Source organism: Pseudomonas sp. MAG733B, from assembly GCF_036884845.1.
In the GTDB taxonomy this organism is placed as follows: Bacteria; Pseudomonadota; Gammaproteobacteria; order Pseudomonadales; family Pseudomonadaceae; genus Aquipseudomonas.
This window is the reverse complement of record NZ_CP145732.1, coordinates 2,040,229-2,060,083: the sequence shown is the minus strand read 5'-3', so window position 1 is coordinate 2,060,083 and position 19,855 is coordinate 2,040,229. Positions and strand designations below refer to the sequence as shown.

Sequence of the window (19,855 nt, the reverse complement as noted above, 5' to 3'; positions counted from 1 at the left end):
CGCGAATAATCTTGTCATCGGTTTCGCCGGCAAGGATCCAAAGCAGATCCTGCGCTGAAGCCGACACTGTCCCTTGAATCAGGCAACCGTCTATTGATCTTGGGCCTTTGGCAAAAGTTCCAAATATTTATAGCTGCCCGAAACCGACATTGTGCAACCGTGCAGTGAAAAAGACTGTTAAATCCACGATACAGTTCACTTGTCGCCGAATCGGCCGAAAAAACATCCGACGAAGCGTCAGGTCTTTTCCGTCACAGTAGTTTCACAATGCCATATGGGCTCGGCTATTGTGCCGCTCCCCCCCTCTATATACTAGTGGGCTGTACGCAAACCTGACTCGCCTGTCCAGTTGTCCAGCGCCTCCCCCGAACCGGGTCGCTTTGAGCGGAATCCTGAAATGAGCCAACAGTTTCAACACGATGTTCTGGTAATTGGTAGCGGTGCTGCCGGCTTGAGCCTTGCGCTGACCTTGCCCGGTCATTTGCGTATCGCCGTACTGAGCAAAGGCGACCTCGCCAATGGCTCGACTTTCTGGGCCCAGGGCGGTGTCGCTGCTGTTCTGGATGACACCGATACTGTCGAATCCCACGTCGATGACACCCTCAATGCCGGTGGCGGCCTGTGCCATGAAGATGCCGTGCGCTTTACCGTCGAGCACAGTAAAGAAGCGATTCAATGGCTGATCGACCAAGGCGTGCCGTTTACCCGCGATGAACAATCCAGCACCGAAGACGGTGGATTCGAGTTTCACCTGACCCGTGAAGGCGGCCACAGTCATCGCCGCATCATCCACGCCGCCGATGCCACTGGTGCGGCGATTTTCAGGACATTGCTGGCCCAGGCCAAAGAACGACCGAACATCGAGCTGCTGGAGCAACGGGTTGCTGTCGACCTGATCACCGAAAAGCGCCTCGGACTGGAAGGCGATCGCTGCCTTGGTGCCTATGTGCTCAACCGTGGCACCGGTGAAGTCGACACCTACGGCGCCCGCTTCGTGATCCTCGCCTCCGGCGGCGCCGCCAAGGTCTACCTCTATACCAGCAACCCGGATGGCGCCTGCGGCGATGGTATCGCCATGGCCTGGCGTTCGGGCTGTCGGGTGGCGAACCTGGAATTCAACCAGTTCCACCCCACATGCCTGTATCACCCGCAAGCCAAGAGTTTCCTGATCACCGAAGCCCTGCGCGGCGAAGGTGCGCATTTGAAGTTGCCTAACGGCGAACGCTTCATGCAGCGCTTCGACCCTCGTGCCGAACTCGCTCCGCGCGACATCGTCGCCCGGGCCATTGACCATGAGATGAAGCGCCTGGGCGTCGATTGCGTCTATCTGGACATCAGCCACAAGTCCGAAGATTTCATCAAGACGCACTTCCCGACCGTTTACGAACGCTGCCTCGAATTTTCCATCGACATCACCAAGCAACCGATTCCAGTGGTTCCGGCCGCGCACTACACCTGCGGCGGCGTGATGGTCGACCAGCAAGGTCGTACCGATGTGCCGGGGCTTTATGCGATTGGCGAAACCAGCTTCACCGGCCTGCATGGCGCCAACCGCATGGCCAGTAACTCGTTGCTGGAGTGTTTCGTCTACGCGCGCTCGGCTGCTGCAGACATCGTTGAGCAATTGCCGCAGATTTCGGCGCCCATCGCCCTGCCCGCCTGGGATGCGAGCCAAGTGACCGATTCCGATGAAGACGTGATCATCGCGCACAACTGGGATGAACTGCGGCGATTCATGTGGGACTACGTCGGCATCGTGCGCACCAACAAGCGCCTGCAACGCGCTCAGCACCGGGTGCGTCTGCTGCTGGATGAAATCGACGAGTTCTATAGCAACTACAAGGTCAGTCGCGATCTGATCGAGCTGCGTAACCTGGCCCAGGTGGCCGAATTGATGATTTTGTCAGCCATGGAGCGCAAGGAAAGTCGCGGCCTGCATTACACCCTCGACTACCCGAACATGCTGCCAGTGGCGCTGGACACTATTCTGGTGCCGCCCACCTACGCCGACTGAACTTGAGCCGGACCCGCAGGCGTCGGTGCACATCCGCCGCCTGCGAATCCCGGGGCACGCAAATGGCCCGGACTCGCCGCTCTCCCCGCAGACGAAAACGCAACACCACCACCAACGGTAGCGCCAGGCTGTCCGGCCGCAGCTGTACCGCTTGCCATCCCGCCGCCTGACTCCATAACTCCCAGCCCTCGGCATTACGGCGCAAACCGCAGAACGCCTGTGGGTGCGTCAGCAAAATCTGCCGTGGCAGCGCCCAAACGCCGTGCAACAAGCAGCACGAAGCGCCGAGCAGACTGACCCAGAGCGGTATGTCGAGAAGGAACAGCGAACCCAGCGCGAACAGCTGGGCCAATAGATACACCGCCAGCAACTGCCGTGAGGCATGCCAGCGGCATTCGAACGAATTACTTGGGCTGGACACGATCCAGAATCATGCGAACCATGCGCTGAAGTTCCGGATCTTCCGATTCGTTGCGTTCCATGAACCAACCGAACATGTCCTGATCCTCGCATTCCAGCAGGCGGACGTACAACGCGCGATCCACCTCGTTCAGACCTGCGTAAACCTCTTTCACAAACGGCACCAGCAACACGTCAAGCTCAAGCATGCCGCGGCGGCTGTGCCAGTAGAGGCGATTCAGTTCAACATCTTCGACCATGGAGCGCTCCTCAAATAGGCCGCAAGTATACAGGCCCGCGTCTCGTCGAACAGTCGGCTTTGGTCGGTCACCGACGATCCTTTGTGAACTACCCATTTCGAAGGCGCCCCCTTATCATGTCCGCCAGACTCTTTATCCTGCGATGACCCATGGCCGATTCCGCTTTTTTCTGCACGCTGTCTCATGAAGGTGTTCTGGCGGTCCGCGGCGCGGACGCCAGCAAGTTCCTGCAAGGCCAATTGACCTGCAACCTCAATTACCTCAGCGACACCCAGGCCAGCCTCGGCGCGCGCTGCACGCAGAAAGGCCGGATGCAATCGAGCTTCCGCATCCTGCTTGAAGGTGACGGTGTGTTGCTGGCCATGGCCAGTGAGTTGCTGGAGCCACAACTGGCGGACCTGAAAAAGTACGCGGTTTTCTCCAAGTCCAAATTGACCGATGAAAGCGCTGCCTGGGTCCGCTTCGGTATCGAGCACGGCGATGCGGCGCTGAAGAGCCTCGGACTTGACCTGCCGGCAGACACCGACAGCGTTGCGCGCCATGACGGTTTGATCGCCATCCGCGTTTCGCCAGATCGCGCCGAACTCTGGGTCGCCGTGGATCAAGCCGCCAGCATCAAGGGCAAGCTGTCGGCCCTGCTGGCCGAAGGCGATCTGAATCAGTGGCTGCTGGGCCAGATCCGCGCCGGGATCGGCCAGGTGATGCCGAACACCCGTGAGCTGTTCATCCCGCAGATGCTCAATTTGCAAGCCATCGGTGGCGTAAGCTTCAAAAAAGGCTGCTACACCGGCCAGGAAATCGTCGCGCGGATGCAGTACCTGGGCAAACTCAAGCGTCGCCTGTACCGCGTGCAACTGGATGCCAGCAAACTGCCTGAACCCGGCACCCAGCTGTTTTCCCCGAGTCATAACAGTGCAATCGGCGAAGTGGTGATGGCCGCCAACGCCGAAAATCACATTGAACTGTTGGCAGTGCTGCAAGCCGAAGCTGCGGAAGGTGGCGATATCCACGTGGGCGCCCTCGACGGCCCGGCGCTGCACTTGCTCGACCTGCCTTACCAACTGGACCGCGACCGCGAAATCCAGCGTTAACCGCAGTACTTTTTGCGACACCTAGAGAAACGAAATGAGTGAGCTGGCGGAAAAGGTCCAACAGGATTTGGTTGAGGCCATCGATAACGATGACCTGGTTCTGCCAACATTGCCGGAAGTGGCGTTGCAAATTCGCAAGGCCGCTGAAAACCCGGAAATCAGTATCAGCAGTTTGAGCAAAGTGATCGGTCGCGATACCGCGCTGTCGGCGCGCCTGATCAAAGTGGTCAATAGCCCCCTGCTGCGCGCGACTCAGGAAGTCACTGATTTGCACACGGCGATCACACGCCTGGGCATCAACTACAGCAGCAACCTGGCAATCGGTCTGGTCATGGAGCAGATTTTCCATGCCAGCTCCGAGGTGGTGGAACAGAAAATGCGCGAAGTCTGGCGCAAAAGCCTGGAAATCGCCGGTGTCAGTTATGCGCTGTGCCGCAGCTATACGCAGCTCAAGCCCGATCAGGCGGCCCTTGGCGGGCTAGTGCATCAGATCGGTGTGTTGCCGATCCTGACTTACGCCGAAGATCACTATGAACTGCTGTCCGACCCGGTCAGCCTCAATCATGTGATTGACCGCATTCATCCATTACTCGGCGACAAGCTGCTCAGGGTCTGGGAGTTTCCGGAGATGCTGGTACAGGTGCCGCTGCTCTATCAGAACTTCAAGCGACAATCGGCGCAGATCGACTATGTCGATCTGGTGCAGGTGGCGAGTCTGTATTGCCACAAGGACACCGACCATCCGATTTCGCGCATTGATCCTTTTAGCGTGCCGGCTTTCGTAAAACTCGGGATTGATCCGGACAACAAAGCGATGTGTGCGGATCTGGAAGAAACGCGGTCGATGTTTTACTGATCAGAAACCGCGCCGCCTTCATCGCCAGCAGGCTGGCTCCCACATTGGACCTTTGTTACACCACACATCCCTGTGGGAGCCAGCCTGCTGGCGATGGGGCCAGAACAGGCTCCCTCACTCCCCGGCAATAAAACTCACCCGCACTTTCAACCCCGCCTGCTCGCCATCGTGCAGGCTGATCTGCGCCAGGTGCGCGCGGCAGATCTCGCCGACAATCGCCAAGCCCAACCCTGATCCTGCCACTTGCTGGTTACGCCGGTAAAAGCGTTCGAACACCCGGTCACGCTCTTCAAGGGGAATTCCGGGGCCATCGTCTTCAACCTCCAATATCGCCGGGGCCGAGACCCGCAGAATGACGTTGCCACCGGGCGGCGTATGGGCCAGCGCGTTGTCCACCAGATTGCTCAACAGCTCGTTCAGCAGCGTCGGTTCACCGCGCAGCCAGACCGGTTCGTCAGCCTCCAGTGCCAACGCCACACCACGTTTGTGGGCCAGCGGCGCCATGGCCATGCCCAGTTCACGGGCCAATTGACTCAGGTCCAGCAACTGCGCGCCGCCCTCGGCAATCGCCCGGGCGCCGTTTTCGACACGCGCCAGCGATAGCAACTGGTTAGCCAGATGAGTCAGGCGATCAGTGCCCTGCGCAGCAGTTTCCAGCGTGCTGCGCCAGGTTTCGGGTTCGCTCGCCCGCAAGCCCAGTTCCAGTCGTGCCTTGAGGGCCGCCAACGGGGTACGCAGTTCATGGGCAGCATCAGCGATGAACTGCGCCTGCCGCTCGAACTGCCCACGCAAGCGTTCGGTGAAGTGATTGAGCGCGCGCACCAGCGGCCACAACTCGCGCTGGACTTCCACCAACGGCAGCGGACGCAAATCGTCGGACTGCCGCTCTTCCACCGCCGTGCGCAAACGCTCAAGCGGACGCAGCGCTGCGCTGACAGCAAACCACACAATCATCAACGCACCGATCGCCAGCATACCCAGGCGCAGCAAGGTATCGGCCGCCAGGCTGCGAGCCATGCTGACCCGCGCCTCATCGGTCTCGGCTACGCGGATTTCCGCCATGCCGTTCATGTTCGGTTCGCTGACCGCCTTGAGCAGGCTCACCACTCGGACATTCTGCCCTTGATACGTCGCATTGTAGAACCGCGCCAGCGCCGGATAGTTATCGGTGCGCGGCGTTCCCGGAGGTGGCGCCGGCAGATTTTCGTAGCCGGAAATCAGCTTCTGATTGATGTCATTGACCAGATAGAAAATCCGCCCGGCGCTGTCGTAGGCAAAGGTATCGAGCGCCACGTAAGGCACGTCGAGGCTGAGACTGCCGTCGCGCTCGGAGAGGCCCGCGGCGATGGTCCGCGCCGAGGCCAGCAAAGTGCGGTCGTAGGCGGTATCCGCAGCTTCGCGACCGTTCCAGTACGCGCTCAGTCCACTGGCCAGCATCAACACCACCAGCAGCAGCGCCAGGTTCCAAAGCAACCGCCAGCGCAGGCTGCTCGGCTTATGCATCGCGGCTTTCCAGCAAGTAGCCGAGACCACGGAAGGTCACGATAGCGACCGGCTGGCCATCGAGTTTCTTGCGCAAGCGGTGCACGTAGATTTCGATCGCATCGGGGCTGGCTTCCTCGTCGAGACCGAAAACCTGGGAGGCCAGTTGTTCCTTGCTCATCACCCGACCGGGACGGGCGATCAGGGCTTCAAGTACCGCTTGTTCGCGGGAGGTCAGGGTCAGCAGTTCTTCACCGAGAGTGAAGCGCCGAGTGTCGAGGTCATAAGCCAACACTCCGCAACGCTGCAAGCGTTCACCGCCCAACACGCTGCGACGCAGCAAGGCTTTGACCCGTGCTTCGAGTTCGGTGAGTTCGAAAGGCTTGGCCAGGTAATCGTCGGCGCCGAGGTTCAGGCCATGCACCCGATCCTTGACGTCGCTGCGGGCCGTCAGCATCAACACCGGCAAGTTCTTGCCGCGAGCGCGCAGTCGCGCGAGCACTTCAAAACCATCCATGCGCGGCAAGCCGACATCGAGAATCGCCATGGCGTATTCCTCGCTGCCGAGCGCCAGGTCGGCCGCCACGCCATCGTGCAGCACATCCACGGTCAAGCCGGTGCTCTTGAGCGCCTGGGCGACACTTTCGGCGAGCTGCAGATGGTCTTCGACGAGCAGGACACGCATGGATCTTTACCTCATTCAGGGATGGTCGACGCCATTCTTTGGCGCGGAGTTTACAGCGGCATCGGGCGCTGTGAAGCCTGAAAAAACGCGAAAGCTTTCTGAAAGGTTAGCGAAAGGTTAGCCCGTTAGAGTCGGACCACGGACAGTTTCGACTGCCGTCGCTGCTGCCACACAGCGATCCGAAAAACGCCTCGAAGCGTTTTCGACAAATAAGAACAATAAACGGAGTAAGTCATCCATGCAGTCCTTGCAGACCCAGGCACTCGCGCCTGCCCGCCTCTCCCGTTTCAGCAACACCGCCCTTGCCAGTGCCGCCGCGCTTGCCGGTTTTTCGCCGTTGAGCCAGGCCGACTTCATCGAAGACAGTACGGCCACGTTCGAAACCCGCAACATGTACTTCAACCGCGATTTTCGCGATGGCACCAGCGCCCAACAGTCAAAGCGTGACGAGTGGGCCCAGGGTTTCATGCTCAACCTGCAATCAGGTTACACCGACGGCACCGTGGGGTTCGGGGTCGATGCATTGGGTATGCTGGGGGTCAAGCTCGATTCAAGTCCCGACCGTACCGGCACCGGCCTGCTGCCAACCCACGATGACGGGCGCGCGGCTGACGAATATTCCAAACTGGGCCTGACCGGCAAAGTGAAAATCTCCGCAACGGAACTGAAGATCGGCAGCCTGATTCCGGAACTGCCGATCCTCAAGCCCAACGACGGGCGCATCCTGCCGCAGACGTTTGAAGGTGGCCTGCTGACCTCCAAAGAGATCAAGAACCTGACCTTCACCGGCGGGCGCCTGGAAAAAGCCAAGGACCGCGACAGCACCGATTTCGAGGACATCGCCCTCAACAACAAGAACAGCCGCTTCGCCGGTACGGTGGCCGGCAAGCACTTCGACTTTGGCGGCGTGGATTACAAGTTCACCGACAAAATCACCGGCAGTTACCACTTCGCGCAACTCGACGAAGTCTACAACCAGCACTTCCTCGGCGTGGTTGCCTCGCAACCGTTCGGGCCGGGCACGTTCGGCACCGATCTGCGCCTGGCCATCAGTGACGACGAGGGTCAGGCCCGTGGCGGCAAGATCGACAACAAATCCCTCAATGGTCTGGTGAGCTACGCCTTGAGCGGGCACAAGTTCAGTGCCGGTTATCAGCACATGTCCGGCGACAGCGCGTTTCCCTACGTGGATGGCGCCGACCCGTACCTGGTCAACTTCGTGCAGATCAACGACTTTGCCGGTGCCGAAGAGCGTTCGTGGCAGGCACGTTACGACTTTGACTTCGCCAAACTCGGCGTACCGGGCCTGAGCTTCATGAGCCGTTACTTGAGCGGTGACAACATCAAACTCAAGAACGGCGACGAAGGCAAAGAGTGGGAACGCAACACCGAAATCAAATACGTAGTACAAAGCGGCGCCCTCAAGGACGTCGCCGTACGCCTGCGCAATGCCACTTACCGCTCCAATTACTCTGCTCGCGATGCCGATGAAGTGCGTCTGCTGGTGAGCTATAGCGTTGCCCTTTGGTAATTCAGTACGTCGATAACAACAACTCCCAAGGAGACTTGAATGAACCTGTCAATGCGTAAACTAGCCCTCGCCGCCAGCGTCCTGCTGTTCACCGGCCAAGCGCTTGCCGAACCCAAACGCCCGGAATGCATCGCCCCGGCCTCGCCGGGTGGTGGTTTCGACCTGACCTGCAAACTGGCGCAGAGCGCGCTGGTCAACGAAAAACTGCTGACCAAACCGATGCGCGTAACCTACATGCCCGGTGGTGTCGGCGCGGTGGCGTACAACGCGGTGGTCGCCCAGCGTCCGGCCGACGCCGGCACGCTGGTCGCCTGGTCCAGTGGTTCGCTGCTGAACCTGGCTCAAGGCAAGTTCGGTCGTTTCGATGAAACCAACGTGCGCTGGCTGGCTGCTGTCGGCACCAGCTACGGCGCCATCGCGGTGAAAAGCGATTCGCCCTACAAGACCCTCGACGACCTCGTTCAGGCACTGAAGAAAGATCCGAGCAAAGTGGTCATCGGTTCCGGCGGCACCGTCGGCAGCCAGGACTGGATGCAAACCGCGTTGATCGCCAAGGCCGCCGGGATCAACCCGCGTGACCTGCGTTACGTCGCTCTCGAAGGCGGCGGCGAAATCGCCACGGCTCTGCTCGGCGGCCACATCCAGGTCGGCAGCACTGACATTTCCGACTCCATGCCACACATCCAGAGCGGCGACATGCGCCTGCTGGCGGTGTTCTCCGACAAGCGTCTGGACGAGCCGGAAATGAAGGACATTCCGACCGCTCGCGAGCAAGGCTACGACATCGTCTGGCCGGTGGTTCGCGGTTTCTACCTGGGGCCAAAAGTCAGCGACGAAGACTACGCCTGGTGGAAAGACTCCTTCGACAAACTGCTGGCTTCGCCTGAGTTCGCCAAGTTGCGCGACCAGCGTGAACTGTTCCCGTTCGCCATGACCGGCCCGGAACTGGACACCTACGTGAAGAAGCAAGTCGCCGACTACAAAGTGCTGGCCAAAGAGTTCGGCCTGATCCAGTGATCGTCTCTGTCTAGTGGCCGCGGCTCCGTTTGGCGGCGCCGCGGCACAGGAGTTCCCCATGCTCTTACAACGCATTTTTGCTTCGGTGCTGTTGCTGGTCTGTCTCGGCCTCGCACTGATGGCATGGCCGTATCAAGCGGCTTTTTCCTACGAACCGGTAGGACCTCGGGCCTTTCCACTGCTGATGCTCGGCCTGATGGGGTCGGCCCTTTTGTACATGGTGTTTCGTCCCGCGCCGATCAAACACAGCGATGACGAGCCGCCACTCGACCGCGAAACCCTGACCAAGATTGGCATCTGCGTCGCACTGTTGCTGGTGTTCGCCGGCACTTTCGAACCCCTGGGCTTCATCGTCGCCAGCATCATGACCGGTGTTCCGATGGCGCGCCTGTACGGCGGCCGCTGGGTGCCGAGCATCGTGATCATCAGCCTGATGGCTGTCGGACTGTACTTGCTGTTCGACCGTTTGATGGACGTACCGCTGCCCCTCGGCCTGCTCAGCGTTCTGGAGAACTGATATGGATACTCTTGGCTATTTGGGTCAGGGCTTCGGCGTCGCGCTCAGCCCGTACAACCTGGTGACCGCCCTCTGCGGCACCCTGATCGGCACCGTCGTAGGCCTGCTGCCGGGACTGGGTCCGATCAACGGCGTGGCATTGTTGATCCCGATCGCATTCGCCCTCGGCCTGCCGCCGGAGTCGGCACTGATCCTGCTGGCGGCGGTGTACCTGGGTTGCGAATATGGCGGCCGGATCAGCTCGATCCTGCTGAACATTCCGGGCGAAGCCTCCACCGTGATGACCACCCTCGACGGCTACCCGATGGCCCGCAAAGGCCTGGCCGGTGTCGCGCTGTCTCTGTCGGCGTGGAGCTCGTTCATCGGTGCCTTCATCGCAACCTGCGGCATGGTGCTGTTCGCCCCGCTGCTGGCGAAATGGGCGATCGCGTTCGGGCCGGCGGAATACTTCGTGTTGATGGTCTTTGCGATTGTCTGCCTTGGCGGCATGGCCGGGGACCGACCACTGAAGACGTTTATCGCAGCGCTGATCGGTCTGTTCCTGTCGACCGTCGGCATCGATGCCAACAGCGGCGTGTACCGTTTCACCGGCGATAACATTCACCTGACTGACGGCATTCAATTCGTCGTGCTGGTGCTGGGCCTGTTCTCCATCAGCGAAATCCTCCTGCTGCTGGAAAAAACCCATCATGGCCAGGAAGCGGTGAAAGCTACCGGCCGGATGATGTTCAACTTCAAGGAAGCGGCGTCGGTGTTCGTGGTGAATATCCGTTGCGGCGTACTGGGTTTCATCATGGGCGTGTTGCCGGGTGCCGGTGCGACGCTGGCCAGTGCCGTGGCCTACATGACCGAGAAGCGCATCGCCGGTGCCAGCGGCAAGTTCGGTGAAGGTGACGCTCGAGGCCTTGCGGCGCCGGAAACCGCCATCGGTGGCGCGGCCTGCGGTGCACTGGTGCCGATGCTGACCCTCGGCGTTCCAGGTTCGGGCACCACGGCGGTGATGATCGGCGCACTGTCGCTGTACAACATCACCCCGGGTCCGCTTTTGTTCCAACAGCAGCCCGATATCGTCTGGGGCCTGATCGCCTCGTTGTTCATCGCCAACGTGATGCTGGTGATCCTCAACATCCCGATGATCCGCATCTTCACCCGTATCCTCGCCGTGCCAAACTGGGCCCTGGTGCCGGTGATCGCGATCATTACCGGGATCGGCGTCTACGCGGTGCACGCCACCACGTTCGACCTGTTCCTGATGATCGGTATCGGCATCTTCGGCTACATCCTGCGCAAGCTGGACTTCCCGCTGTCGCCGCTGCTGCTGGGTTTCATCCTCGGAGGTTTGATGGAGCAGAACCTGCGCCGTGCCCTGTCGATTTCCAACGGTGCGCTGGAAATCCTCTGGTCGAGCCCGATCACTTTCGGTTGCTGGGTCCTCACGTCGATCATGCTGCTGATGCCGCTGATCCGCATCTGGCGCAAACGTTCGGCCGCGCAACGCGCTATCGCCGATGTCTGATCGGGTCCCCTTCAAAAACTGGTGGGGAACCCCGCTGGTCGGCCTGCTGGGCGGTTACCTCGCCAGCCAGGTCGGCTGGCCTCTGCCGTGGATGGTCGGCTCGTTGCTGGCGATCATCCTCGTGCGCTGCCTGACACCGTGGCAACTCGCGGAAATCCCTGGCGGCCGCAAGTGCGGCCAGTGGATCGTCGGCATCGGCATAGGCCTGCACTTCACCCCGGTGGTGATGGAGCAGGTGCTGAGTCATTTCGGTTTGATCTTCTTCGGTGCGTTGGTCACCAGCCTGTCGGCGGTCGTCGGCGTGTGGCTGATGCGGCGTACCGGTGAAGATCGGGCCACTGCGTTCTTCTCCAGCATGCCCGGTGGTTCCGGCGAGATGGTCAACCTCGGTGCGCGAAATGGCGCGGTGCTCAGCCGTGTTGCGGCGGGGCAGAGTTTGCGCGTGCTGGTGGTGGTTTTGTGTGTACCGGCGGCGTTCAAATACCTGCTGGGTGACGGTGCACCGATTTCCCATGCCGGCAGCATCGATTGGCGCTGGCTGGCGATTTTGTTCCCCGCCGGAGCGCTGGCGGCCTGGATCTGGGAACGTCTGCGTCAACCCAATCCTTGGCTGTTCGGACCCTTGCTGGTCAGTGCGGCGGTGAGCATCGGTTGGGATCTGCATATCGGATTGCCAAACGGTGGCAGCCAGATCGGCCAGTGGCTGATCGGCAGCGGGCTGGGCTGTCACTTCAACCGACAGTTTTTCCGTCGCGCACCTTCGTTCATGGGCCGGACCTTGATCGGTACGGTGTTGACCATGTTGATCGCGACCGCAGCGGCGCTGGGCTTGAGTGCGCTGACCCATCTGGATCTGCGTTCACTGACGTTGGGCATGATGCCCGGCGGGATTGCGGAGATGAGCCTGACGGCGGAGACCCTGCAATTGTCGGTGCCGCTGGTGACGGCGATGCAGGTGATGCGGCTGTTGTTTGTGCTGTTTCTGGCGGAGCCGTTGTTCAAGTATTGGAATCGACAACCGGAAGAACCAGAAATTTAACTCCACCTGTGGCGAGGGAGCTTGCTCCCGCTCGGCTGCGCAGCAGTCGTAAAGCCTATGTGCATGGTGTGTCAGAAGAAATCAGATTGCAGAATTTAGGGCTGCTTCGCAGCCCAGCGGGAGCAAGCTCCCTCGCCACAAAAGTTCAACCAACTCCCATCAAACCGGGGGCAACCGCCACTCAATCGGCGTCTCGCCATTCTGTTCCAGAAACTTGTTGGTCCGGCTGAAGTGCCCGCAACCCAGGAAGCCGCGATAAGCCGACAGCGGCGACGGGTGCACCGACGTCAGCACCAGATGCTTGGTGGCATCGATCAGTTTCTGCTTGCTCTGCGCATGGGCGCCCCACAGCATGAACACCAGATGTGGCTGCTGCTGGCTGACCACTTCAATGATCCGGTCAGTGAAAAACTGCCAACCCTTGTCCTTGTGCGCATTGGCGTTTGCGCGCTCGACGGTCATGGTGGTGTTGAGCATCAGCACGCCCTGCTCAGCCCAGCTCTGCAAGTAACCGTGGCTGGGGATGTCGATGTTCAGGTCGCGCTTCAATTCTTTGTAGATGTTCACCAGCGACGGCGGCGCCGGTACGCCCGGTTGCACCGAGAAGCACAAGCCATGGGCCTGGCCCGGGCCGTGGTACGGGTCTTGTCCGAGGATCACGACTTTGACCTTGTCCAGCGGCGTGGAATTGAGTGCGTTGAAGATCATCGGGCCCGGTGGATAGATCTCCTTGCCGGCCGCCCGCTCCTGTTGCAGAAAGTTTCGCAACTCTGTCATGTAGGGCTGGTCGAATTCGGCACGCAGGGCCTCCTTCCAGCTCGGTTCGAGTTTGATACGGTCGTCAGCAGTCATGGTTACATCCGGCAAAAACAATGGGGCGAACCCTAGGAAAGCGCATCACGCTTGTCAATTGATCTGACACAGATCCGGCACTTTCCTACACAGCGATCATACTTAACCCTCAATTTCCCGATCGAGGTCACGATGAATCTGCACTTCGAAGAACTCACCGGCACCGACGGCGCCCGCATCGGCGTCGCCACGCTGGATGCCGAAAAATCGCTGAACGCGCTGTCCTTGCCCATGATCAACGCCTTGCGCGATCGACTGGATGCCTGGGCCAAAGAGCCGCAAATCGTTTGCGTGCTGCTGCGCGGCAACGGCGCCAAAGCCTTCTGCGCCGGCGGTGAAGTGCGCAGCCTGGTTGAGGCCTGCCGCGCCCATCCCGGCGAAGTGCCGCCTCTGGCCGCGCATTTCTTTTCCGCTGAATATCGCCTGGACTTCAGCCTGCACACCTATCCCAAACCGCTCATCTGCTGGGGGCACGGTTATGTGCTCGGCGGCGGCATGGGCCTGCTGCAAGGGGCAAACATCCGCATCGTCACACCGAGCAGTCGGCTGGCCATGCCTGAGATCACCATCGGTCTTTACCCGGACGTCGGCGCCAGTTGGTTCCTGTCGCGCCTGCCCGGCAAGCTCGGATTGTTCCTCGGCCTGACCGGCGCCCACATGAATGCTCGCGATGCGATCGACCTGGACCTGGCCGACCGCTTCCTGCTCGATGAGCAACAGGAACAGCTGATCGAAGGCCTGCTGCAATTGAATTGGCAGGAACAGACACCTATGCAGCTCAACAGTCTGCTCAAGGCCTTGCAACAGGAAGCCGTCGCACAAATGCCCGAACCTCAGTGGCTACCGCGACGCCAGCGTATCGATGAATTGCTGGATGTCAGTGATGTGCGTTGCGCGTGGAAGGCCATCAGCCCATTGCGCGATGACACTGACCTGCTGCTCAGTCGCGCCGCCCGGACCATGAGCGAAGGCTCGCCGCTGACCGCTCATCTGGTCTGGGAACAGATCGCCCGCGCCCGGCACCTGTCACTGGCCGAAGTCTTTCTGATGGAATACACGCTGAGCCTCAATTGCTGTCGTCATCCGGAGTTCAGCGAAGGTGTGCGTGCGCGATTGATCGACAAGGATCAGAAACCGCATTGGCACTGGCCGGACATCAACAATGTGCCGGATGCGGTGGTGGAGGCACATTTCCACAAGGTGTGGGAAGGTCGGCACCCATTGGCGGATTTGTCGGAGTACTGAATTTCGGGCATAAAAAAAGCGGCGCTTGATGCGCCGCTTTTTTGTGGACGGTTAACGGTGACTGCCCCGGCCGTCGTGATCGCCGCGTCCGTTATGGTCGCCTCGACCGCCATGGTTGTTGTTGCGCCCGCCATTGCCACGGTAGTCATTGTTCCAGCCGCCACGGTTGCGGCCGTCCCAGCCATGATTCTGCTGCGCCCGGTAGTCGGGTCGCGACTGGTAGTAACGGGGTGCCGATTGGTAATAGCGCGGCGCCGGTTGATAGACCCGCGGCTGGTGGTAGTAGCGCGGCGTTGGCTGGTAATACCGCGCAGGTGGCGCGTAATAACGGGCTGGCGGTGAATAGTAACCGCCATTGGAATAGTAGGAATTACCGCCAGCGTAATAAGCCGGCGCTGGTGAGGTGTAAACCTCGGAACTGTAGTAACTGACTCCTCCGTCGGAATAAGGCACGCATCCACCAAGGGACAAACCCGATACAGCAATCAGTAGAATTGTTCGCAGCTGTTTTAGACAGAGCATGGCGGCCTCCTGGACCGCGGGTGAGCCACACCAGCGACGCTGGCAGGCGACAGTCAATTATTCGGTGACTGTCGAAAGATCAGACATCGAATTCGGAATCTGGTGCGTTCTCGCAACAAGTTGAAACATCTCGCCGATGAAAGGTTTTTCATCTATCACGCGCTGATTAATGGTGGCCGTGGCGATATCCACCGCCGTAATAACGAAGCGCGAGGATCGCTCCGAGCTTCAGATCAGCGGCCGATGACGCTGCATCTCAGTGCATCGGTGCACCATCACAAAGCAGCCCGACCTGCACCCCCGCCTCTCGATTCTTCAACACCCCCGCGCTAGACGCATTCCCCGGACTTGGCACGCCTCTCGCTTTAGCAATCCCGTGCAGGAGTCATCACAGGTTCGCGGCACCACAATTTGCAATGGCTGACTAGGGTTCCGGCTCGCAATCGCGAGTGACTGGTCCGAGAGTTGGCGACCTCCAGTTGAGGTTACACGGCGGGACAAAAGCCCGGGAGACAAGCCACCGTTCGCGGTGCCGCGTTGCCTCCTGCCCGCCCTTGATCAACTGGAGATTTCGAAATGTCCCGACTACGTTTCCCCGCCTTGCTCGCCGCTGCATTTGCAGCGTTGCTCAGCACCCAGTCCCAGGCCGCACCGAAAGACCACTTCAGCGTCTGCTGGACGATCTATGCCGGCTGGATGCCGTGGGAATACGCCGGCAGCCAAGGCATCGTCGACAAATGGGCGAAGAAGTACGGCATCAAGATCGATGTGGTGCAGCTCAACGATTACGTCGAATCGATCAACCAATACACCGCGGGCCAGTTCGACGGCTGCACCATGACCAACATGGATGCGCTGACCATTCCGGCCGCAGGCGGCGTTGACAGCACCGCACTGATCGTCAGTGATTTCTCCAACGGCAACGACGGTATCGTGCTCAAGGGCGAAGGCAAGAAAGTCGCCGACCTCAAGGGCATGGACGTCAATCTGGTCGAGCTCTCGGTCTCTCACTATCTGCTGGCCAGGGCCCTGGATTCGGTGGACCTCACCGAGAAAGACCTGAAAGTGGTCAACACCTCCGACGCCGATATCTCGGCCGCCTTCAACACCGATCAAGTCAACGCCGTCACCACCTGGAACCCGATGCTCTCGGACATCAAGGCCAAGCCTGCGGTGACCGAAGTTTTCAACTCCAGCCAGATCCCCGGCGAAATCATGGACATGATGGTGGTCAACAGCGCCACCCTCAAAGACAACCCGGCCCTGGGCAAAGCGCTGACCGGCGCGTGGTTCGAAGTGGTCGAGTTGATGAACGCGAAAAACGCCGCCAGCAAAGCCGCACTCGAACACATGGCCAAAGCCTCGGGCACCGATCTTGCGGGTTTCCAGGCACAACTGGACACCACCAAGCTGTTCGCCACGCCGAAAGAAGCCCTGGCGTTTTCCACCAGCAAGCAACTGCCGGAAACCATGCGCAAGGTCGCCGAGTTCTCCTTCCAGCACGGCTTGCTGGGTGAAGGCGCCAAGGACACCAGCGCGGTCGGCATGGCCTTCGCCAACGGCGTGACCAGCGGCGACAAGGGCAACCTCAAGCTGCGCTTCGACCCGAGCTACGTGCAAATGGCCGCCGACGCCAAGTTGTAAGAAGAGGACTTGGCCATGCGCCTGATCAATCGCCATCCGGATCGCCCGAGTCGCCTGTTGCTGGTGATCCTGCCGTTCGCCCTGGTGCTGTTCGCCTACTTCATGGGCTCGGCCGAGCGACTGGCGGACAACCCCAATGACAAGTTGCTGCCCAGCGCCGTGCAAATGACCGACGCGGTAAAACGCCTGGCGTTTGTAGCCGACGGCCGCACCGGTGAATACGTGCTGTGGCAGGACACCGCCTCCAGCCTGCGACGCCTGGCCATCGGCTTGGGCATCAGCGCGCTGGCCGGGCTGTGCCTGGGCATGGCCGCCGGCACCTTGCCGCTGTTCGGCGCGCCGTTATCGCCGTTGCTGACGGTGCTGTCGATGGTGCCGCCGCTAGCGATCCTGCCGATTCTGTTCATCGTGTTCGGGTTGGGCGAGTTGTCGAAAGTGATGCTGATCGTGATCGGCATCACCCCGGCGCTGGCCCGGGATCTGGAACAGCGCGCCCGGGAAATTCCCGTGGAACTGCTGATCAAGGCCCAGACCCTCGGCGCTTCCACCTGGACCTTGATGCTGCGCGTGGTGTTGCCGCAATTGCTGCCGCGGTTGCTGATTTCGCTGCGCCTGATGCTCGGCTCTGCGTGGCTGTTCCTGATCGCCGCCGAAGCCATCGCCTCCACAGACGGCCTCGGCTATCGGATTTTCCTGGTGCGCCGCTACCTGGCGATGGATGTGATCCTGCCGTACGTGGTGTGGATCACCCTGCTCGCCTGGCTGATGGATTGGGGGCTCAAGCGCCTGACTCAGCGTGCTTTCCCTTGGTACGAAGGAGCGCGGGCATGAGCTTCATCACGGTGAAAAACGTTTGGCAGCAATACGCCGATCAGGTGGTGCTCGAAGGCCTGAACCTGAGCGTCAACGAGGGTGAATTCTGCACGTTGGTGGGCGCGTCCGGTTGCGGTAAATCGACCTTCCTGCGCCTGCTGCTCGGCCAGGAACGCGCCAGTCGCGGCGAGATCCTGCTCGATGGTCTTCCGCTGGCCGGTGAGCCGGATGCCAGCCGTGGCGTGGTGTTCCAACGCTACTCGGTGTTCCCGCATTTGAGCGTGCTGGACAACGTCGCCCTCGGCCTCGAACTGCCGCGCTCGCCGTTACTTGGTCGCCTGTTTGGCAGCGCGAAAAAAGACGCCCGCGAACAGGCCTCGGTACTGCTGCACAAAGTCGGCCTCGGTCATTCGCTGGACAAGTACCCGGCGCAGCTTTCCGGCGGCATGCAGCAACGACTCGCCATCGCCCAGGCGCTGATCATGAAGCCCCGCGTGTTGCTGCTCGACGAACCGTTCGGCGCCCTCGATCCGGGCATCCGCAAAGACATGCACGCCTTGCTGCTGGAGCTGTGGCGCGAGACGCAACTGACGGTGTTCATGGTCACCCATGACCTGTCCGAAGGTTTCAGCCTCGGCACGCGTTTGCTGGTGTTCGACAAGGTCCGCGTCGACCCGCATGCCCCCGGCGCCTATGGCGCGCGTATCACCTACGACATCCCTTTGAACAGCGACCGCCGCGCCACTCGTGCCGCCGTCGACGCCTTGCCGGTGCAACTGGCGGGCACGCTTCGTATCGCTTAGAGGAATTTTGACAATGACTGATTCGACTCAACTGTTCCCACCGTTCGCCGAAGAAATGCTCCCCGGTGGCGGCCATCGTTCTTTCGTGTTGAAGCGCGGTCAACTACTGCGCCTGACCGACATTCGCGGCGGCGCCAACGTCAGCCTGACGCTGCTCAACGCCAATGAAAAATCCGAACGCCTGAACCTGCCCGACAGCCTCAAATGCCAACACACCGCCAAACTCACCACCGGCCATTGCCTGTACTCGGACATGGGTCGTGTGCTGGCCGCGATCACCGCTGATACCTGCGGCTGGAGTGACAGCCTCGGCGGCGTGCTCTGCGCTGAAGAGGTCGCGGAAAAATACGGTGCCGGCCGCTATCAGGAACTGCGCAACGGCTTCTTCCGCAACGGCACCGACAACCTGTTGGTGGAGTTGGGCAAGTGGGGGTTGGGCCTGTCGGATTTGCTGATGACCCTCAACCTGTTCAGCCGCGTCAACGTCGATGGTGTCGGGCGCTTCCACTTTGTCGAAGGCAATTCAAAGGCCGGCGACTACATCGAGTTGTACGCACCGATGGACACGCTGGTAGTGCTCACCGCCCTGCAACATCCGATGGACCCGGCACCGGAGTACGCACCGAAACCACTGAAGCTCAGCTGGATGAACGCCGACGCCAGCGTTGCCGAACACTGCCGCACTTCGCGTCCGGAAAACGAGCGCGGCTTCATCAACACCGACCGTCTGTTCGCCTGAGGATCGCTGCCATGTCACTTGCTATCGCTACCGCTCCACAGTCGCCCGAAACCGCCGTCTTCCGCGCCACCATTCCCGCCGGCGAACCCTGGCTGATGGAGGTCAAGGCCGGCCAGACGTTGCGCATCCTCGACCTGGAAGGCAATCAGGCCGTCGACACCCTGTTCTACAGCGTCGCAAACCCGAAAGAACGCTACGACGTGCAACGCACTTTGCGCCGGCAGAACAGCGTGTACCTGAGCACCGGCAGCGTGCTGTATTCCAACCTCGGCAAACCGATGCTGACCATCGTCGCCGACACTTGCGGTCGTCACGACACCCTCGGCGGCGCCTGCGCGCAAGAGAGCAACACCGTGCGCTACGCCCTGGAAAAACGCTACATGCACAGCTGCCGCGACAACTATCTGCGAGCCTGCGTGCATGACGGGCGGTTGGGCAAAAGCGACATCGGGCCGAACATCAATTTCTTCATGAACGTGCCGGTTACCGCTGACGGTGGACTGACTTTCGAAGACGGGATTTCCGCACCGGGCAAGTACGTTGACCTGCGCGCAGAGATGGACGTGATCGTGCTGATCTCCAACTGCCCGCAACTGAACAACCCGTGCAATGCCTACAACCCGACGCCTGCGGAGCTGCTGGTATGGAACTGAAATTTGCGCGGTTGCGGCGTTGGTTGTTTGCCCTGTGCCAAGCCCGTTCCGGGCAGTGCCTCAAGAAACAGGAACACCGCGGCTCAAATGTGGGAGCGGGCTTGCTCGCGAAAGCGGTGTATCAGAAACATCAACGTTGACTGACACGCGCTCTTCGCGAGCAAGCCCGCTCCCACA

The 19,855-nt window shown here is 60.5% G+C and carries 20 protein-coding genes and 1 riboswitch; of the genes, 14 read left to right on the top strand and 6 right to left on the bottom strand.

The window, feature by feature from the left end; translation table 11 throughout:
* Positions 1-397: 397 nt before the first annotated feature.
* Entirely contained in the window at positions 398-2,014 is a 1,617-nt protein-coding gene (gene nadB / locus V6Z53_RS09330; RefSeq protein WP_338585218.1) for an L-aspartate oxidase, read from the top strand.
* On the opposite strand, the gene V6Z53_RS09325 is transcribed toward nadB, so the two are convergent.
* The gene (locus V6Z53_RS09325; RefSeq protein ID WP_338585217.1) at positions 1,983-2,435 is read right to left on the bottom strand and encodes a protein YgfX; all 453 of its coding nucleotides are present in this window, start codon (positions 2,433-2,435) and stop codon (positions 1,983-1,985) included. The genes nadB and V6Z53_RS09325 overlap by 32 nt on opposite strands.
* Positions 2,419-2,673: a succinate dehydrogenase assembly factor 2 gene (locus V6Z53_RS09320; RefSeq protein ID WP_150705051.1), complete on the bottom strand. Its 255-nt coding sequence runs from the start codon at positions 2,671-2,673 to the stop codon at positions 2,419-2,421. Before V6Z53_RS09320 ends, V6Z53_RS09325 begins: the two co-directional genes overlap by 17 nt.
* Before the next feature lie 149 nt (positions 2,674-2,822).
* On the opposite strand from V6Z53_RS09320, the gene V6Z53_RS09315 reads away from it, so the two are divergent.
* Both V6Z53_RS09315 and V6Z53_RS09310 read left to right on the top strand, forming a co-directional pair.
* Positions 2,823-3,764, top strand: a complete 942-nt coding sequence (locus V6Z53_RS09315) for a folate-binding protein YgfZ (RefSeq protein WP_338585216.1) — start codon at positions 2,823-2,825, stop codon at positions 3,762-3,764.
* 34 nt (positions 3,765-3,798) lie between these two features.
* Positions 3,799-4,620, top strand: coding sequence for an HDOD domain-containing protein (locus V6Z53_RS09310; RefSeq protein WP_338585215.1), 822 nt, complete (start codon positions 3,799-3,801; stop codon positions 4,618-4,620).
* A 114-nt stretch (positions 4,621-4,734) separates the two neighbouring features.
* On the opposite strand, the gene V6Z53_RS09305 is transcribed toward V6Z53_RS09310, so the two are convergent.
* Complete coding sequence (locus V6Z53_RS09305; RefSeq protein WP_338585214.1) at positions 4,735-6,123, bottom strand: sensor histidine kinase N-terminal domain-containing protein; 1,389 nt, start codon at positions 6,121-6,123, stop codon at positions 4,735-4,737.
* Positions 6,116-6,787 (bottom strand): response regulator, encoded by a 672-nt coding sequence (locus V6Z53_RS09300; protein WP_075947499.1) that lies wholly within the window; start codon positions 6,785-6,787, stop codon positions 6,116-6,118. The genes V6Z53_RS09305 and V6Z53_RS09300 overlap by 8 nt, the downstream gene beginning before the upstream one ends.
* A gap of 238 nt (positions 6,788-7,025) precedes the next feature.
* Here V6Z53_RS09300 and V6Z53_RS09295 point away from each other — a divergent pair, with 238 nt between their 5' ends.
* The 5 genes from V6Z53_RS09295 to V6Z53_RS09275 are packed head-to-tail and all read left to right on the top strand — an operon-like array spanning position 7,026 to position 12,407.
* Complete coding sequence (locus V6Z53_RS09295) at positions 7,026-8,318, top strand: OprD family porin (protein ID WP_338585213.1); 1,293 nt, start codon at positions 7,026-7,028, stop codon at positions 8,316-8,318.
* A gap of 39 nt (positions 8,319-8,357) precedes the next feature.
* Positions 8,358-9,335, top strand: coding sequence for a tripartite tricarboxylate transporter substrate binding protein (locus tag V6Z53_RS09290; protein WP_338585212.1), 978 nt, complete (start codon positions 8,358-8,360; stop codon positions 9,333-9,335).
* A gap of 58 nt (positions 9,336-9,393) precedes the next feature.
* A complete protein-coding gene (locus tag V6Z53_RS09285) occupies positions 9,394-9,852 on the top strand; it encodes a tripartite tricarboxylate transporter TctB family protein (RefSeq protein WP_338585211.1) in 459 nt (152 codons plus the stop codon).
* Between the two features lies 1 nt (position 9,853).
* Positions 9,854-11,368, top strand: a complete 1,515-nt coding sequence (locus tag V6Z53_RS09280) for a tripartite tricarboxylate transporter permease (protein ID WP_338585209.1) — start codon at positions 9,854-9,856, stop codon at positions 11,366-11,368.
* On the top strand, positions 11,361-12,407 hold the full coding sequence (locus V6Z53_RS09275; protein ID WP_338585208.1) for an AbrB family transcriptional regulator: 1,047 nt from the start codon (positions 11,361-11,363) through the stop codon (positions 12,405-12,407). Before V6Z53_RS09280 ends, V6Z53_RS09275 begins: the two co-directional genes overlap by 8 nt.
* A 159-nt stretch (positions 12,408-12,566) precedes the next feature.
* Here V6Z53_RS09275 and ung read toward each other — a convergent pair whose 3' ends face one another.
* A complete protein-coding gene (gene ung, locus V6Z53_RS09270) occupies positions 12,567-13,259 on the bottom strand; it encodes a uracil-DNA glycosylase (protein WP_075947504.1) in 693 nt (230 codons plus the stop codon).
* Positions 13,260-13,391: 132 nt separating this feature from the next.
* On the opposite strand from ung, the gene V6Z53_RS09265 reads away from it, so the two are divergent.
* On the top strand, positions 13,392-14,504 hold the full coding sequence (locus V6Z53_RS09265; protein WP_338585207.1) for an enoyl-CoA hydratase/isomerase family protein: 1,113 nt from the start codon (positions 13,392-13,394) through the stop codon (positions 14,502-14,504).
* Positions 14,505-14,555: 51 nt separating this feature from the next.
* Here the strand turns inward: V6Z53_RS09265 and V6Z53_RS09260 are convergent, their stop codons facing one another.
* Positions 14,556-15,026, bottom strand: coding sequence for a hypothetical protein (locus V6Z53_RS09260; protein WP_338585206.1), 471 nt, complete (start codon positions 15,024-15,026; stop codon positions 14,556-14,558).
* A gap of 413 nt (positions 15,027-15,439) precedes the next feature.
* Positions 15,440-15,540, top strand: a riboswitch (guanidine-I (ykkC/yxkD leader).
* 62 nt (positions 15,541-15,602) lie between these two features.
* On the opposite strand from V6Z53_RS09260, the gene V6Z53_RS09255 reads away from it, so the two are divergent.
* Genes V6Z53_RS09255 through V6Z53_RS09235 form a run of 5 tightly spaced genes read left to right on the top strand, consistent with a single transcriptional unit; the run spans position 15,603 to position 19,678 of the window.
* Positions 15,603-16,670: a putative urea ABC transporter substrate-binding protein gene (locus tag V6Z53_RS09255; protein ID WP_338585205.1), complete on the top strand. Its 1,068-nt coding sequence runs from the start codon at positions 15,603-15,605 to the stop codon at positions 16,668-16,670.
* 15 nt (positions 16,671-16,685) lie between these two features.
* Entirely contained in the window at positions 16,686-17,501 is an 816-nt protein-coding gene (locus V6Z53_RS09250) for an ABC transporter permease (protein WP_338585204.1), read from the top strand.
* Positions 17,498-18,286 carry an ABC transporter ATP-binding protein gene (locus tag V6Z53_RS09245; RefSeq protein ID WP_338585203.1) on the top strand — a complete coding sequence of 263 codons (789 nt, stop codon included), beginning with the start codon at positions 17,498-17,500 and terminating at the stop codon, positions 18,284-18,286. Before V6Z53_RS09250 ends, V6Z53_RS09245 begins: the two co-directional genes overlap by 4 nt.
* 13 nt (positions 18,287-18,299) lie before the next feature.
* Positions 18,300-19,025, top strand: coding sequence for an urea amidolyase associated protein UAAP1 (locus V6Z53_RS09240; protein ID WP_338585202.1), 726 nt, complete (start codon positions 18,300-18,302; stop codon positions 19,023-19,025).
* An 11-nt stretch (positions 19,026-19,036) separates the two neighbouring features.
* On the top strand, positions 19,037-19,678 hold the full coding sequence (locus V6Z53_RS09235; protein WP_338585201.1) for an urea amidolyase associated protein UAAP2: 642 nt from the start codon (positions 19,037-19,039) through the stop codon (positions 19,676-19,678).
* Positions 19,679-19,855: the final 177 nt, after the last annotated feature.